The sequence below is a fragment of the Nocardia sp. NPDC049220 genome (assembly GCF_040647855.1).
In the GTDB taxonomy this organism is placed as follows: Bacteria; Actinomycetota; Actinomycetes; order Mycobacteriales; family Mycobacteriaceae; genus Nocardia.
On sequence record NZ_JBEZDA010000011.1, the window covers coordinates 143,035 to 157,913 of the forward strand.

12 protein-coding genes and 2 pseudogenes are annotated in these 14,879 nt (G+C 67.8%); 5 read left to right on the top strand and 9 right to left on the bottom strand.

All coding sequences use genetic code 11. The features are described 5' to 3' along the window. Positions 1–31: 31 nt before the first annotated feature. Together AB0C34_RS22625 and AB0C34_RS22630 are read left to right on the top strand one after the other, a co-directional pair. Entirely contained in the window at positions 32–556 is a 525-nt protein-coding gene (locus tag AB0C34_RS22625; protein ID WP_357076259.1) for a low molecular weight protein-tyrosine-phosphatase, read from the top strand. Continuing rightward, entirely contained in the window at positions 556–1,434 is an 879-nt protein-coding gene (locus tag AB0C34_RS22630) for an SURF1 family cytochrome oxidase biogenesis protein (protein ID WP_357076262.1), read from the top strand. The genes AB0C34_RS22625 and AB0C34_RS22630 overlap by 1 nt, the downstream gene beginning before the upstream one ends. 16 nt (positions 1,435–1,450) lie before the next feature. On the opposite strand, the gene AB0C34_RS22635 is transcribed toward AB0C34_RS22630, so the two are convergent. Next, complete coding sequence (locus AB0C34_RS22635) at positions 1,451–2,368, bottom strand: cobalamin biosynthesis protein (RefSeq protein ID WP_357076265.1); 918 nt, start codon at positions 2,366–2,368, stop codon at positions 1,451–1,453. A gap of 209 nt (positions 2,369–2,577) precedes the next feature. On the opposite strand from AB0C34_RS22635, the gene sigJ reads away from it, so the two are divergent. Then, positions 2,578–3,540, top strand: a complete 963-nt coding sequence (gene sigJ / locus AB0C34_RS22640) for an RNA polymerase sigma factor SigJ (RefSeq protein ID WP_357076268.1) — start codon at positions 2,578–2,580, stop codon at positions 3,538–3,540. Positions 3,541–3,590: 50 nt separating this feature from the next. Here sigJ and ald read toward each other — a convergent pair whose 3' ends face one another. After that, positions 3,591–4,703: an alanine dehydrogenase gene (ald, locus tag AB0C34_RS22645; RefSeq protein ID WP_357076271.1), complete on the bottom strand. Its 1,113-nt coding sequence runs from the start codon at positions 4,701–4,703 to the stop codon at positions 3,591–3,593. Positions 4,704–5,569: 866 nt separating this feature from the next. Here ald and AB0C34_RS22650 point away from each other — a divergent pair. Together AB0C34_RS22650 and AB0C34_RS22655 are read left to right on the top strand one after the other, a co-directional pair. Then, positions 5,570–5,755 (top strand): hypothetical protein, encoded by a 186-nt coding sequence (locus AB0C34_RS22650; RefSeq protein ID WP_357076274.1) that lies wholly within the window; start codon positions 5,570–5,572, stop codon positions 5,753–5,755. A gap of 334 nt (positions 5,756–6,089) precedes the next feature. Further along, a complete protein-coding gene (locus tag AB0C34_RS22655; RefSeq protein ID WP_357076277.1) occupies positions 6,090–6,797 on the top strand; it encodes a TetR/AcrR family transcriptional regulator in 708 nt (235 codons plus the stop codon). Between the two features lie 1,272 nt (positions 6,798–8,069). On the opposite strand, the pseudogene AB0C34_RS22660 reads toward AB0C34_RS22655, so the two are convergent. The 7 genes and pseudogenes from AB0C34_RS22660 to AB0C34_RS22690 form a co-directional block, all read right to left on the bottom strand. Next, positions 8,070–8,645, bottom strand: a pseudogene (locus AB0C34_RS22660) (N-6 DNA methylase); the annotation flags it as partial. Between the two features lie 159 nt (positions 8,646–8,804). Then, positions 8,805–9,163: pseudogene (locus tag AB0C34_RS22665) on the bottom strand (cation:dicarboxylase symporter family transporter); the annotation flags it as partial. 97 nt (positions 9,164–9,260) lie between these two features. Next, the gene (locus tag AB0C34_RS22670; RefSeq protein ID WP_357076280.1) at positions 9,261–10,694 is read right to left on the bottom strand and encodes a carboxyl transferase domain-containing protein; all 1,434 of its coding nucleotides are present in this window, start codon (positions 10,692–10,694) and stop codon (positions 9,261–9,263) included. Positions 10,695–10,816: 122 nt separating this feature from the next. Beyond that, positions 10,817–12,067 carry a KasA/KasB family beta-ketoacyl-ACP synthase gene (locus tag AB0C34_RS22675; RefSeq protein ID WP_357076283.1) on the bottom strand — a complete coding sequence of 417 codons (1,251 nt, stop codon included), beginning with the start codon at positions 12,065–12,067 and terminating at the stop codon, positions 10,817–10,819. A gap of 10 nt (positions 12,068–12,077) precedes the next feature. Then, positions 12,078–12,380 carry a meromycolate extension acyl carrier protein AcpM gene (acpM, locus tag AB0C34_RS22680; protein ID WP_067470056.1) on the bottom strand — a complete coding sequence of 101 codons (303 nt, stop codon included), beginning with the start codon at positions 12,378–12,380 and terminating at the stop codon, positions 12,078–12,080. Between the two features lie 120 nt (positions 12,381–12,500). After that, positions 12,501–13,415, bottom strand: coding sequence for an ACP S-malonyltransferase (locus AB0C34_RS22685; RefSeq protein ID WP_357076287.1), 915 nt, complete (start codon positions 13,413–13,415; stop codon positions 12,501–12,503). Positions 13,416–13,543: 128 nt separating this feature from the next. After that, positions 13,544–14,878, bottom strand: a complete 1,335-nt coding sequence (locus AB0C34_RS22690; RefSeq protein WP_357076290.1) for a helix-turn-helix domain-containing protein — start codon at positions 14,876–14,878, stop codon at positions 13,544–13,546. Position 14,879 lies beyond the last annotated feature (1 nt).

The window sequence follows — 14,879 nt, forward strand, 5'->3', positions numbered from 1 at the left end:
ACGTGGCGGTCGGGGCGCCGGACCGGCCAGAATGGCAGTCGTGGGTCAGCTGCACGTGTCGTTCGTCTGTACCGGCAATATCTGCCGTTCCCCGATGGCGGAAAAGATCTTCGCGGCGCATCTGCACCAGGCCGGACTGGCCGACCAGGTGCAGGTGAGCAGCGCGGGCACCGGGGCATGGCATGTCGGCGACGCCGCCGACCCGCGCACCGACGCGACGCTGCGCAAATACGGCTACCCCACCGGACACGTGGCCGCCGTCTTCGGCGCCGCGCACCACGCCGCCGATCTCGTCATCGCGCTCGACAGTTCACACGAGCGGGAGCTGTCCCGGCTGGGCGTGCCACGAGCGCGGTTGCGGCTGCTGCGCACCTTCGACCCGAACGCCGACGGCCGGAACGTGGCCGACCCCTACTATGGCAGCGACGCGGACTTCGACCTCGTGCGCAGCCAGATCGAGGCGGCGATGCCCGCCCTACTCGAGTGGGTACGCGCCGAACTGGCCGCGTTCACCCCACCGCCCGACCTGAGATCTACCGCGGACGGACGAATGTGATGCGCAGACTCACCTTCCTGCTGCGCCCCAGCTGGCTCATCCTGGCGGTGCTGGTCGCCGCGTTCGCCTACCTGTGTTTTACCGTGCTCGCGCCTTGGCAGCTCGGCAAGAACACGGCAACCTCACACCGCAATCAGCTGATCGCCGATTCGGTGCGGGCACATCCGGTGGACGTCGCGACGGTACTCGGCGACACGCCCACCGACTCGCACACGGAGTGGCGCCGGGTCACCGCCGCCGGGAGTTACCTGCCGGAATCGACGGTGCTGGTGCGGCTACGCCATCTCGACGGCGCACCCGGTTACGGGGTGCTCGCGCTGTTCCGGCTGGATGACGGGCGCGTGTTGCTCATCGATCGGGGTCTGGTCGGCGCGGTCGACGGGTCCCGTCCACCACCGATCCCGGCACCGCCCGCCGGGCCACAACGCATCGAAGCGCGCGTCCGGATGTCCGAAGGAGTGACACCCGGCAAAGACCCGAGCGTCCAGGACGGCTACCGGCAGGTGTATTCCATCGACACCGCCCAGGAGTCGACAGTCCTCGGGCAAGCGCTCACCGCCATACCGACCGGTGAACGCGGCGGCTATCTCCAACTGAGCGACAACCAGCCGGGCGCGTTCACGCCGACTCCGCTCCCGCAACTCGACGCAGGCCCGTACCTGTCCTACGGCCTGCAATGGCTGGCCTTCGGCATCATGGCGCCGCTCGGCCTCGGCTATTTCGTGTACGCCGAGATCCGAGAACGGCGGAAGGAGAAAGCCGGAGCCGCACCGACTCCCGCGCAGGCCGCTGCGGCCGCCTCGGCACCGGCGACCGTGCTCGCCGCGCCCACACCCGAAGCGCGGTTGGCCGACCGCTATGGCCGCGGCCGGCACTGAGCGCGCACGACGCGAATCAACGCCTGCCGGCAGCGGCAGCGGCGAGGAGCACAGCGGCGGCCAGCTGCACGGCTTCGGATATCCGGACCGCCCGCCGTAGGTCACCGACCGTAGGAGCCGGCCCGTCACCGAGGACCGGTCGGAGTTCGGTGCCGTGCCGGTACTGGGTGCGCCCGCCGAGCTGGACACCGAGCGCGCCTGCCATCGATGCTTCGACCACCCCGGCATTCGGGCTGGGATGCTCGGCCGCATCACGGAGCCAGACACGCAGTGCCCCGACGGGTCGACCACCGACCAGCGGGGCAAGCAAGACCGTGAGCAGGCCGGTGAGCCGGGCCGGGATCAGATTGGCCAGGTCGTCGGTGCGGGCGGCGGCCCAGCCGAAACGAAGATAACGCTCGTTGCGGTAGCCGATCATGGCGTCGAGGGTGTTGACCGCCCGATATCCGAGCAGACCGGGAATGCCCGCCACCGCGCCCCAGACCAGTGGCGCGACTGTCGCGTCGGAAGTGTTCTCGGCGATGGACTCCACCGCGGCGCGCGCCAAGCCATCGGCGTCGAGTGCCTCGGGGTCACGCCCGCACAGCGAGGGCAGCAGGGCACGGGCACCGTCGAGATCGCCGGATTCCAGCCGATCGGCCAGCGCGTGACCGACCCGCACGAGGCTGCGGCCACCGAGAACGATCCAGGTCACGACCGCGGTGGCGGGCATCCCGCCTCGCCGCGACACCATGCCGAGTCCGACCATCGCGCCCACCGCGACCGCTTCGTGCACGAGCCCCGCGGTGCGCCGGTCGGCATAGGTCACCGACTCGAGCGCGGTCGCCGCCGAGCCGAATCCGGCGACGGGATGCCGACGCCGCGGGTCGCCGAGCACCCGGTCCACGGCGAATCCGAGCAGCAACCCGACTGCGGTGGAGGTCCCCTTCTGCACCCGGCGAGATTATCGGGTGGGTCCGACGACGGGAACGCACGGTTCGGCGGAGGCGCGAACGGCGCAAGCCATGGACCGCGGGCAACTGCCGGAGATAGCGAGAGGACCTCCGCTCGGATACACCCCGCTCCTCGACCCCGCATCGTCGAACTTGGAAGACATTTCTACACTGGAAACAAGGGAGCCGAACGACCGAACGGCGAACAGTAGTGACTTTCGAACAGCCCTCCACCTCGGAGCCCATCGACCAGACCGAGCTGGCCCGTCGGTTCGAGGAACACCGGCCGTACCTGCGCAGGCTGGCCTACAGCACGCTGGGTAGCCTCACCGACGCAGACGACGTGGTGCAGGAGGCGTGGCTGCGGTTGCAGCGCCAGCACGAGGCGGGTGCCGCGAACGAGATCGACAACCTGCGCGCATGGCTGTCCACGGTGACCGGTCGGATCGCGCTCGACCACCTCGGCTCGGCCCGGATGCGCCGAGAACAGTACGTCGGCGAGTGGTTGCCCGAGCCCCAAGTCACCAACTGGGACGATCCGGCCGATCGGATCACCCAGGACGAGCGGGTCACCACCGCACTGCTGGTCGTCCTGGAATCGCTGTCCCCCGCCGAACGCACGGCGTTCGTGCTGCAGGACGTGTTCGGGATGTCCGGCCCCGAGGTCGCCGATGTGGTCGGCCGGACTCCGGCGGCCGTGCGCCAACTCGCCTCCCGAGCCCGCAAGCGCGTCGAGGACGGCACCCCACGCTTCCCCGCCTCACCCGACGAGCAGGAGAAGGTGGTCTCGGCCTTCGCGCTGGCCTGGCGTTCCGGCGATCTGAGCGCCCTGCTCGGTGTGCTCGACGCCGAGGTCAGCCTCACCGCGGACGGCGGCGGCAAGGTGCCCGCGATCCGACAGCCCGCGTACGGTGCCGAACTGGTGGCCAAGCTGCTGATGGGGTGGTTCCACGCTCCGTCCGCGGCGGGCGCCTGGGGCCGCGCGGTGCTGGTCAATGGTCAGCCGGGATTGGTCGTCTTCGACGGAACGCACGTCGGCGTTTTCGCCTTCACTGTCGATGACGGCCGCATTGTCGCGATCGACGTGGTCCGCAACCCGGACAAACTGCACGACCTACCCATCAGCGGTCAGCCCGACTGGTACATGAACGAGGGCAGCGCCGACGACGCGTAGCCGCAGACACCCGGCGCGCCTCCGACCACGGTCGACCGCGCCGCCGCCGATCAGTCCGCGATGCCCACGGCTCGCGGTGGCGGGTACCCGTGCGCGGCGGCCACTTCGACCGACAAGAGCCGCCCGGCGTCCGCAGTGAGTCCGTGGGCCAGGTCGAGGTCGGCAGCGCACCTCGCCTTCCAGCCGACGTCGGCGATCGCGCGGACGTACGGCAGCGTGGCGTTGGTGAGCGCGACCGTTGCGGTGTGCGGGACCGCGCCCGGCATGTTCGCGACACAGTAGAACAGGGAATTCGCCACGCGGAACGTGGGATTCGCGTGCGTCGTCGGGTGCGAGGCGGCGAAGCACCCGCCCTGGTCGATGGAGATGTCGATGAACACCGAGCCCGGGCGCCCGAGCGCGACGAGTTCATCGGAGACCAGTTCCGGCGCACGCGCGCCAGGGACCAGCACCGACCCGATGACCAGGTCGGCCGACAACACCGCGCGCCGGATCTCGACGGCGTTCGACGCGAGAGTGGTCACTCGTCCGTTGAACCGGGCGTCGAGTGCGCGCAGCCGCCGCAGGTCGACATCGAGTACGCGGACGTGAGCGCCCATGCCTACGGCGACCGCGGCCGTGGCGGAGCCCGCGACCCCGCCACCGAGCACGACCACGTCGGCCGGACGCACCCCGGGGACGCCGCCAAGCAGCAGTCCGGCCCCACCGAGCGGTGCCATCAGGTGATACGCGCCGACTTGGGCGCCGAGTTTGCCCGCGACCTCGCTCATTGGCGCGAGCAGCGGTAACCCGCCGTCGGCGGTGCGCACCGTTTCGTAGGCGATGGCCGTGATTCCTGAGCGCAGGACGGCGTCGGTGCAGTCCCGGTCGGCGGCCAGATGCAGGAAGGCGAACAGCACCTGCCCGCGCCGCATGCGTGGGTACTCCGTGGCGACTGGCTCTTTCACCTTCAACACCAGATCGGCTTCCCACACCTGGTCGACGCCCGCGACCAGTCGCGCACCCACCGCGGCATAGGCGTCGTCGCCGAAGCCCGATCCGACGCCTGCGCCGGCCTGCACCACTACCTCGTGTCCGTGCCCGATCAGTTCCCCCGCGCCGGCCGGAGTCAGGGCTACCCGGAACTCTTGCTCTGTGAGTTCCCGGGGCACTCCGATCCTCATACCGCCATCGTGGCCCGACGTCTCGGCCACCGCCAGAACCGACGCGCCGATCGGACACACAGTCCACCCGAAGACGGTCCTTCGCATGACATTCTCGGCATGTTGTCTACCTGGACGAGCATGCGATGTACCGGAGCGCATGATCATTGCCCGAGGCTGGCGTCCTGCCCATAGAAGGGATGGGTAGCTCTATGGATTCGGGGCCCGTATCCACCGAGACCGGGGAGTGCGCATACAGCGCGTCGAACGCCGCGGTGATCGGCCATGTGCGACTCGCCATCGAGCAACATGGATCGGGATGCGGTACGGCGCGCCCATCTGGAGGCAACCGAGGTCGGCGCCCGCCTGATATCCGGGACTTGCTGTGTGCCGCACAGTGACTCGGACTTCTCGCTCACCACCATCGACAGCAGAGTGTCCGCGAGACACACCGCCATTCGGCGCGGGTGCACAACCGGCGACGAAGTGCGGGTCGGCATAGGTGCGGCGGTTTCGGGTGAAGCAGCCGCCGGGGCGCCAGCATGATGCCGGGCGACACGTTGAGCAGCGGGCGGCGTGGGGATTGCCCCCGGCGCACCACCCGCAGGTGTGCCCGATAACGTGCGCCGTGAACCGCGCGCGTCGAAGCAAGATCGCATTCGCCCGAATGCGACTGCCTATTTACACAATTCGACCGATCACCGCACCGAAAATGGGGTGTGATACAAGACACATCGGCCAATTCTTCGACAGGAATCGCTGATAACATTCAGCCCAGCGTGCCCGGTAACCCGGGGGTCTCCTGCCGAGACGCTTGTTGCGGCTTGTAGCGCAGTGGTGAACCCACCGGTTGTGGGCGGGTGGGCATGCAGGCAGGAGGTATCACGATGTCGTACGTGCAGTCGGGTGTGCACCGGTCGAGGGGCCGGCTCAGCGTGGCCGACATCGCGGCCCAACCCGGAGGAGTCGAGGCACTCCAGCGTCGAGTTCATGAATTACGTTCCAGCGGAGTCGATTTCGCCGCAAATGCGATCGAGAAGGAAATGGCCGAGCTGGATCTGCCCCGTCAGTGATGCCGACACCGCGGACGCCATGTCCATGGTGACCATGCCAGGTCCCGCCGTTGCGCGGATCCGAACCTGCTGATGTTCGATGCCCTGCGCCGAGTTCACGATCTCGACCGGAGCCGCACCTCGTCGCGGCGGTTGGCCAGCGCGGTGAATGGACCGGCGACGACCGGCTCGGCGGTGTGGTCGCACGGCGTCCCACTGTCCTAGAAGCACTCGACCAGAGCTGATTTCGGCATCGGCGATATTGTGCGATCCGCGGGTTGGGGCAGATGGTGCGCCTACCGTCGAATCGCAGGTTCGGGCATGCTCGACCGCATCGGTGTATCTCGATGGGATAATGAACGTCCCCGTCCGCACCGTCGCGATGCCACTTCCGCGGGCCACCCCGCCCGGTGTCCGCGCCGTACCCACTGGAGACCCGATGGCCACCGTCCCGCCCATGCTGCAGCGCATCCTGGAGAAACCGGTCACCGACGGGGAGAAACTGCTGGAGAGCGCGCTCTCGGCGTTCCTGGACTTCGGCATCAAGCGGACCAGCATGGGCGAGATCGCCCGCCGCGCAGGCATCAGCCCGGCGACCCTGTACCGACGGTACGAGTCGAAAAACGATCTCGTCGAGGCGGTGAGCGTGCGGGAGGCGCAGCGCTTCGTCGCCGCCATCGACAAGCAGGTACGGACAGTCTCCGACTCCGACGATCAGCTCGTCGAGATCTTCGTCGCCTTCATCAGCGCCATCGCGCGCAATGAACTGCTGCGCAGGTTGCTGCGGACCGAGCCCGACCTGATCCTGCCACGGCTGACGACCGACGCGGGACCGATCCTCGCTGTGGGTCGGGGCTATCTCGCCGAGAAACTGCGCGAGTTACGGGAAACCGGAGGCACGCACGAATTCGACGCCGATCTGGTGGCCGAGATCATGGCCCGGCTCGCGCTCTCGCTCGCCCTCACACCCGACGGCCTCATCCCGGTCAACGACCACGACGCCGCGCGGGAATTCGCCCGCCGCACCCTGCTGCCGATGGTCGGCCTCCGGGTGCGCGCCTAGCCGCACACCGAACGCCGCCGCCACGCGCTCATCCAGCTCGGCCCGGGTCTCGGCGTCGGGCACACGGCCATCCACCAGCTCACCGGCGAGCTCGACGACGCGCGCGGACCGCGCAGCCGAGGGGTCGGGCAGCGGGAGCCGCGACACATACTGGGTGATCCAGCGCCGCCTACCCGAGTACAGGCGATTGCCGCAGACCGCGTCGTAGAACCGCAGCCCGAGCGCTGAATTGGCCACTCCCATCAGCAAATACGCCAACCGCCGCGCCTCAACGGGAGCGCGGGCCAGATCGGGTAGCGAGATCCAATAGCAGTCACCGTTGACCACCGCGCCCGAACAGTCCAGCGCGAACCGGGGCCGATCACTGATGTCCGGAAACACCAGCTTGGGCTCACGCCACAGATGCGGCCGCTGCGGAACCCAGATCTCGAACCATGCCCGCCCGCTCGCGGTCAGATAGCGGCGGGCGGCGAGGGTCTCCTTGTTGGCCTGTAGGTACGCCGCGGCACCCGGGAAGTCGGTGAGATCGATCGCGGCTCGGCGCGGACGCGTGAGGTCGTAGGGGTACAGCACCCGGAGATCGCGGCGCCGGTTGGCCCGCCATGGGTCCAGCTCGTGGTGCGTGATCAGTTCGAGCAGGAGTTCGGGCTCGGGACACGGATCGGCCTCCGCCCAGCGGTCGGAGATGAACACCCGGTCGGCGGTGGTCTTGATGCCGACCCGGATGCGCGCGACCTCCCCGAAACTCCGCCAGGTGGCGGCGTCGACCTGCGCGAGCCAGGCGTCGACCGCGTCGTGCGACATCCGCCACGCGGTGTCGGATTGGGCACCGAGCACCGGGCCAGCCGGCCTCGGCCGCAGCTGTGCCGGGTCGGCCGACGGATCGTTCGTCGCCGGGCACTTCGGCGGGAGACCAGCCGCGAGCCCGACATCCGAGCCCGCAGTGGACACGTCGGCGACGCCAGTCCACCCTGCCACGGACCGCCGACAGGGCGTCGTCGCATCCGGGAGCTGCTGCCCGGTCACCAAACTGCCGACCTCGACGGCGAAGGTGCGCGCGTTGTGCTGGACGAGCGAGCCGCGTTCTTCGATGAGCGCGTCGAAAAGCCGCTTTTCACCGGGGATTTCGTCGGAGTTCACCTCGTAGGCGGAGACGTAGCGACAGGTCTCACGGTGGCTGTCGCGACGCGCGATGGTGATCGCGGGCAACACGGCCGCGGCGAACAACTTCGTGTCGCCCAGGTCGTACAGCTCGACTGGCGCCAGCTCGGTCAGCAAAAGCCGCCGGATATTCGCGCCCGCCCTGGTGGTCAGAAATCTATTGGCACACAGCAGTCCGAGCACGCCCCCGGGCGCAAGCAGCCGGGGCAACGTCGCGACAAACGGGTGCGTCAGATCGATCCGCCCGCGCAATCCGAACTGCTTGCTCAGCAACTGCGCGGTCGATCCGCCCAACTGCTGGGTCCGCACATACGGGGGGTTGGTGATCACCGCGTCGAACGAACCGTCCGCGAGACCCTGCTCGACCGCGAGAAAGTCGGCTGCCTGCCAATCGGCGACAATCCCCGCCGTACCGGCCCGTTCCCGTGCCACAGTGAGCGCGTCGCCATCGAGGTCATAGCCTGTCAGGACCAGGCGGGTGCCGGCACACCGCGCCTCGACCTCGGCGTGCAACGCGAACAGCAGTTCACCCGCACCACACGCCGGATCGAGCACACGCAAGACCCCGGATTCCGACGGCACCGCGTGCCGCAGCAGCCTGCTCGCCAGGAACCGCGCCAGCGCGGGCGGCGTGTAATGCCTACCGTGCCGTTTGCGGTCCCGCGCGGCGGGCCCTTGGGAAGCCATACCCGGGATTCTGCCTTGTCCGGGCTCGCTGATCGCGACGACGCGAATGAACGGTCCGCGACCAGCAGCAGCGTCGCCCCCGATTGGGACGTTCGATACCAGCGCCGGGTATCGACAGCGCACTGGATGACAGCAGCGGAGATTCTCACGATGCCTCGGGGCCAGCGAAGATATCCCGTACTGTCCGACGATGTAGGCATCGCACCGAACGCGGCCAACGGCGCCAACCACATGATCCATCCGATGATCATGAAGAAGATCCGTCCGATGTGGTCGACGGCCGCCAGGACCACTGGCGGTTCATGCTCGCCGAACATAGCGAGAGTCAGCCCGAACAGCACCCCGGAGAACAAGACCTACAACAGCGCGTTCTCCGCGAACGCGGAAATCACCGACGCCGGAACGATGCTCAGCAGAAACTCGACGGTGTGCGGCAACTCCTCGTCACTGGACTTCTGCGCAAGCGTGTCCGCACCGGCGGCCAGGGTCTGCGCATCGCCGTCGAACCCGGCGCCCGGAACCCGGACCCCGCACTATCCGGCGATGCCGCGATGTCGGTGTGAAACGCGGAGTCGGCCCCGGACAGCGTCCGAAGCCGACTGCCACTGCCCTGAGTCAGAGCGGGATGTTCTTGTGGTGGCTCTTGTGCGACGGAGCTGCCGCCAGGGCCGCCGCGAGGATGCTGCGTGTCTTGGCCGGGTCGATGACCTGATCGACGACGCCAATCGCGATCGCGCGCTCGACGCCGCCCGCGATGCGCTCGTGCTCGGCCGTCAGCCGCTCGTGCAGCGCTTCGCGCTCGTCCTCCGGCGCGGCCGCGAGTGCCTTCTTGTGCAGGATGCCGACCGCGGCCTTGGCGCCCATCACAGCCACCTCGGAGCCCGGCCACGCGTAGACCGCGGTAGCGCCCAGCGAGCGGGCATTCATCGCGATGTAGGCGCCACCGTAGATCTTGCGGGTGACCAGGGTGACCCGCGGCACGCGCGCTTCGGCGAACGCATGCAACAGTTTCGCACCGCGGCGCACGACGCCTTCCCACTCCTGACCGACGCCGGGCAGATAGCCCGGCACATCGGTGACGATGATCAGCGGAATTCCGAAGGCGTCGCACAGCCGCACGAAACGCGCTGCCTTCTCGGCGCTTTCGGAGTTCAGGCAACCACCGAGCCGGATCGGGTTGTTCGCGAGCACGCCGACGGTGCGACCGCCGAGCCGGCCGAGACCGGTGACGATGCTGCGCGCGTACAGACCTTGCAGTTCCTCGAACGACGACTCGCCGTCGACGTTGTCGAGCAGTTCGTGGATGATCGGCTTCACATCGTAGGCCCGCTTGGCCGACTCGGGCAGCATCGCCTTCAGGTCGACGTCGCCGTGCTCCGCCGCGACCAGGTCGAATGTGCCCTGCTCGGCGAACATCGACACCAGACGCCTGGCCCGGTGTAGTGCGTCGGCCTCGTCGTCGGCGACGATGTGGGTGACGCCGGACTTCTTGCCATGCGTGTGTGGGCCGCCGAGCGTGACCATATCGACCTGCTCTCCGGTCACGCTGCGAACCACGTCCGGGCCGGTGACGAAAACGCGGCCTTCCGGAGCCATGATCACGATGTCGGTCAGCGCGGGACCGTACGCGGCGCCACCGGCGGCGAAGCCGAGCACCACGGAAATCTGCGGAACGAGGCCGGACGCCCGGACCATGGCCTCGAAGACCAGACCGACCGCGTGCAGAGCCTCGACGCCCTCGGCAAGGCGTGCGCCGCCGGAGTGCCAGAGCCCGACTACCGGGACGCCGGAGTCGATCGCGGTGTCGATGGCGTCGACGATGTGCTGGCAACCCGCTACGCCCATGGCGCCGCCCATGACGGTGGCGTCCGAGCAGTAGGCGACGGTACGGACACCGTCTACCTCACCGATGGCGGCGAGCACACCGGATTTGTCACGCGGGTGTAGCGGAAGAAGGGTGCCGGAATCGAAGAGGCGTTGGAGTCGACCGAGCGGATCTCGCGGGTCGGTCGCCGTTTCCTGTTGCGACGCGGGAGCGATGATCGTCATCGCGGTGTCTCCTGACCTCAATGCATTCCGCCGCTGATGCGGCTGCGTATGGACAACCACGGCGGGGTCGAGCCAGTTCAATGGCCGACCCCGCCGGGAGGTTCGTGCAGTCGATCGCGCGGCTATGCCCGACCGAAGGCGAGCGCGACGTTGTGCCCACCGAATCCGAAGGAGTTGTTGATCGCGAACTCGATCTCCTGGCGCCGGGCCTCACCGTGCACCACATCGAGCTCGATCTCGGGATCCTGGTTTTCCAGGTTCAACGTCGGCGGAACGATGCCGTCTCGGATAGCGAGCACGGTGAGCACGGACTCGAGCGCACCAACGGCGCCGATCGAGTGGCCCAGTGCCGACTTGGGGGCGTAGACCGAGGCGTGATTGCCGACCGCCTTGTTGATCGCGTTCGCCTCGGCGGTGTCACCGATCGGCGTCGCGGTCGCGTGGGCGTTGATGTGGGTGATGTCGTTCTTGGTCAGACCAGCGGTCTGCATCGCCCTGGTCATCGCCCGTGCCGCGCCGTCACCCGTGGGGTCCGGTGCGACCAGGTGGAAGCCGTCGGAGGTGATGCCTGCGCCGAGCAGACGCGCGTGGATCGTGGCGCCACGCGCCTTCGCGTGCTCCTCGGTCTCGATGACCATGAGGGCGCCCGCCTCACCGAAAACGAAGCCGTCGCGATCCTTGTCGAACGGACGCGAGGCGCCCTTCGGATCGTCATTTCGGGTGCTCATGGCGCGCATCATGGTGAATGCCGCGATCGGCACCGCATCGATGAAGCCTTCGACGCCACCGGTGACCACCATGTCGGCGTCACCCATGACGATCATCCGCCACGCATTGGCGATCGCCTCGGAGCCGGACGAGCACGCCGAGACCGGAGTGACCACTCCTGCCCTGGCCTTCAGTTCGAGGCCGACAACGGCCGACGGGCCGTTCGGCATGACCATCTGCACAGCCAACGGGGAAATCTTGCGATAGCCACCGTTCTTCAGCTTGTCCACCGAATCGATGAGGGCGTCGCCGCCCCCCAATCCGGTGCCGATGGCCACACCCAGCCGCTCCGGGTCGACCTCCGGGCTGCCGGCGTTCCGCCACACCTCGCGACCGAGCACGGTCGCGAGCTGCTCGACGTACGCCATGCGCCGGCACTCGACACGAGTCAGCAGGGTATCGGGCCGGACCTTCAGGTGACCGCCGATGCGGACCGGAAGGTCGTATTCCTCGACGAAGGAATCCTCGAGAACGTCGATACCGCTCTCGCCGTTGAGGAGTCCCTTCCACGTCGCATCGACGTCACCCGCGATCGACGTGGTCGCCGCCAGGCTAGTTACGACGACGTTGGGGAAGTTCCCATTCAAGGTGGAAGGAGTGGTCACAGTGTCGGCCCTACTCGGCGTTGTCGAATTTAGCCTTGAGCTCCGCGGCCGCCTCAGCGTTCTCGGCCTCGAGCTTCTGGATGTAGCCGACAGCGTCGCCGACCGTCTTGAGGCTGGCCAGATCCTCGTCGGGGATCTTCACGCCATACTTGTCCTCGGTCTGAACCGCAATCTCGACCATGGACAACGAGTCGATGTCCAGGTCATCGACGAAGGACTTCTCGATCGTCACCTCGGACGGTTCGATACCCGTCACCTCTTCGATGATCTTGCCGAGTTCCTCGACGATTTGTTCCTGGGTCAGAGCGGCCACTTCGTGGCTCCCTTCTTGTTTCTTTGCAGGGCTCTACTGGTTTTTCGGATCGAGTCGGGCAATAGTTACCGCCCGCTCGGTCACGACCTTGCATAGGTGATGCACGGTCGCGGAGGAAAGCTAGCCGGATGTGGTCAGCTCAGCCAACGCGGGGAGGTCTTGCGGGGTCTTCAGAGCAAGCGTCGGCGTACCCTTCATCTCCCTTTTCGCGATGCCGACGAGGGTGCCCGCCGGCGGCAGTTCTGCCACCGCCGATACCCCGGCCTGCCGCGCGGTCTCGGTGCACAGGTCCCATCGGACAGGCCGGGTGACCTGCGCAGCGAGCTTATCTATCGCGTCCCGTCCGGACCCGACCGACTTGCCGTCGAAGTTCGACAACAGAGTCTTGGTCGGCTCGTTCGGCACGATCTTCGTTATGGCATCGGTCACAGCTTCCTGTGCCGGGGCCATGAACGCGGTGTGGAACGCACCCGCGACAGGCAACGCACGAACCCTGGCTTTCTCCGGCGGGTTCGCGGCGAGCTCCGCGAGGGCATCCAGTCGACCGGCGGCCACGATCTGGCCCACCGCATTGCGGTTGGCCGGGACGAGGTCGAGGTCGACAAGCCGTTCGAGCACGGCGGCCTCATCGCCGCCGAGCACCGCGGACATACCGGTCGGCACCAACGCGCACGCCTTGGCCATCTCCGCTCCGCGGATAGCGGCCAACCTGACCGCGTCGTCGGCGGAAATGACGCCGGCGACCGCGGCGGCAGCGAGCTCGCCGACCGAATGTCCGGCGACGATGGTAGCGGCCGGAAGCGAATCCCGCGGAATTTCCGAGAACGCCAGCAGCGCAGCGGCGACCACCAGCGGCTGGGTGACGGCGGTATCGGTGATCTCCTCGGCCGTCGCGGTGGTGCCGAGACGGACCAGGTCCAGGCCGGAAGCCTTGGACCAGAGGTTCAGGCGATCATTCGCGCCGGGAAGGTCGAGCCAGGGCGCGAGCATGCCAGGTGTCTGGGACCCCTGTCCAGGGGCGAACAACGCGATCACGCTTCTAAGAAAACACTGTGAGACGGGCCGCACGAGATGTCGACGCGAATGAAGCTTTGGAACAGCTTTTGTGGGACTCCCACAAAACTCCACGTGGCTTGTCCAGATCGACCCGATCGATGGATGCGTTACAGACTCTCGGAGCCGGGTGCGACTTGCGTGACTTCAGGGGCTGATGTTGACGATTCGTTACGGGTTCGTGTTAAACGACCCACTGTCGCGGCGATCCGGAGCACGTACGCGTCCCGCGGATTCATCGGATCACGCCCGGTGATCTCGGCAATGCGCTTGAGCCGATACCGAACCGTATTTGGATGGACGTACAGCTGACGCGCACACGTCTCGACCGCTCCACCGCAATCCAGATAGGCATCGAGGGTGTCCGCCAGCGACGATCCCGCCGCGGCCAACGGTAGGACAAGATACTCGTTCAACGCGTCGACCGCAGCTCGATCGCCCAGCAGCGCGCGCTCTGGAAGCAATTCCGCGGCGTGCACCGGTCGCGGCGCCCCGCGCCAGCCGACGACGGCCTCCATTCCGGCCAGCGCCTCCACCGCACTGGCATGCGCCGCGCCCAGCGTGCGCGTGGTCGGGCCGATCACCACCGGACCTTCGGAGAACACCTCGCCGAGCAGGTCCGCCAGAAACGGGGAGATATGGGAGGACTCACCGAGATTCCCGGAAACCACCATCACCAGCCTGGTCCCCTGCACCACCGCCAGCGCCGCGCGACCGTGCCGCGCGGCGATGGAGTGCACCGCTCCGACCGAGGACACACCTTGTTCCCCAGGTGGCGTGCCCACCAGCACCGTCGCCGGGGCAGTGGCATCCCAGTTCAGGGTCGCGGCCCGGGACAGCATGTCCGGTCCGCTGTCCCCGCGTACCACGGCGTCGACGACGAGCGCCTCCAACCGGGTGTCCCACGCGCCGCGCGACTCAGCGGCGCTGGCGTACACCGAGGCGGCCGCGAATCCGAGCTCACGCCCGTAACGCAGCACCGCCTCGGTGAGAGCGACCAGCTGCCGGTCGTTGCGGGCCAACGCGGGCAGCCACTGTTCGAAGAACTCCATGGCGACCCGGACCATGTCCACGGTCTGGCGCAGGGTGAGCCGCCGCGCCAGGTCCTGTGGAATGACCTGGAAGGCGTCCAGACTGAACCGGATGTCACTGTCCGGGTCCTGTAGCCATTCCAGGAAGTTCACCACCGCGGTCTGCACCAGCATCTGCACACCGGCCCGCTGGGCGGCATCCAGATCGGTGAAGAACGGCAACCGATCCTGCATCGACCCCACCGCCTCGGTCGAGAGGCGGCCGGAAAACTGCTTTACCCGCTTGAGCAGCGTGTCCGGGAGGGGGTCGCGAGTTTGCCGGTTCGGGGATAGCGCGCCCGTCGGCAGATACACCTCGTGCTGCGAGGAGCCCTCGGAGATCCGACGCGGCCGCGGCGGTTTACGGTCCACCATC

What these genes read in the sequence shown, in the direction of transcription:
- AB0C34_RS22625 (WP_357076259.1), top strand. Translation starts at nt 32, where the DNA reads ATGGCAGTCGTGGGTCAGCTGCACGTGTCGTTCGTCTGTACCGGCAAT.
- AB0C34_RS22630 (WP_357076262.1), top strand. Translation starts at nt 556, where the DNA reads ATGCGCAGACTCACCTTCCTGCTGCGCCCCAGCTGGCTCATCCTGGCG.
- ald (WP_357076271.1), bottom strand. Translation starts at nt 4,703, where the DNA reads ATGAGGATCGGAGTGCCCCGGGAACTCACAGAGCAAGAGTTCCGGGTA.
- AB0C34_RS22650 (WP_357076274.1), top strand. Translation starts at nt 5,570, where the DNA reads ATGTCGTACGTGCAGTCGGGTGTGCACCGGTCGAGGGGCCGGCTCAGC.
- AB0C34_RS22655 (WP_357076277.1), top strand. Translation starts at nt 6,090, where the DNA reads ATGAACGTCCCCGTCCGCACCGTCGCGATGCCACTTCCGCGGGCCACC.
- AB0C34_RS22670 (WP_357076280.1), bottom strand. Translation starts at nt 10,694, where the DNA reads ATGACGATCATCGCTCCCGCGTCGCAACAGGAAACGGCGACCGACCCG.
- AB0C34_RS22690 (WP_357076290.1), bottom strand. Translation starts at nt 14,878, where the DNA reads ATGGTGGACCGTAAACCGCCGCGGCCGCGTCGGATCTCCGAGGGCTCC.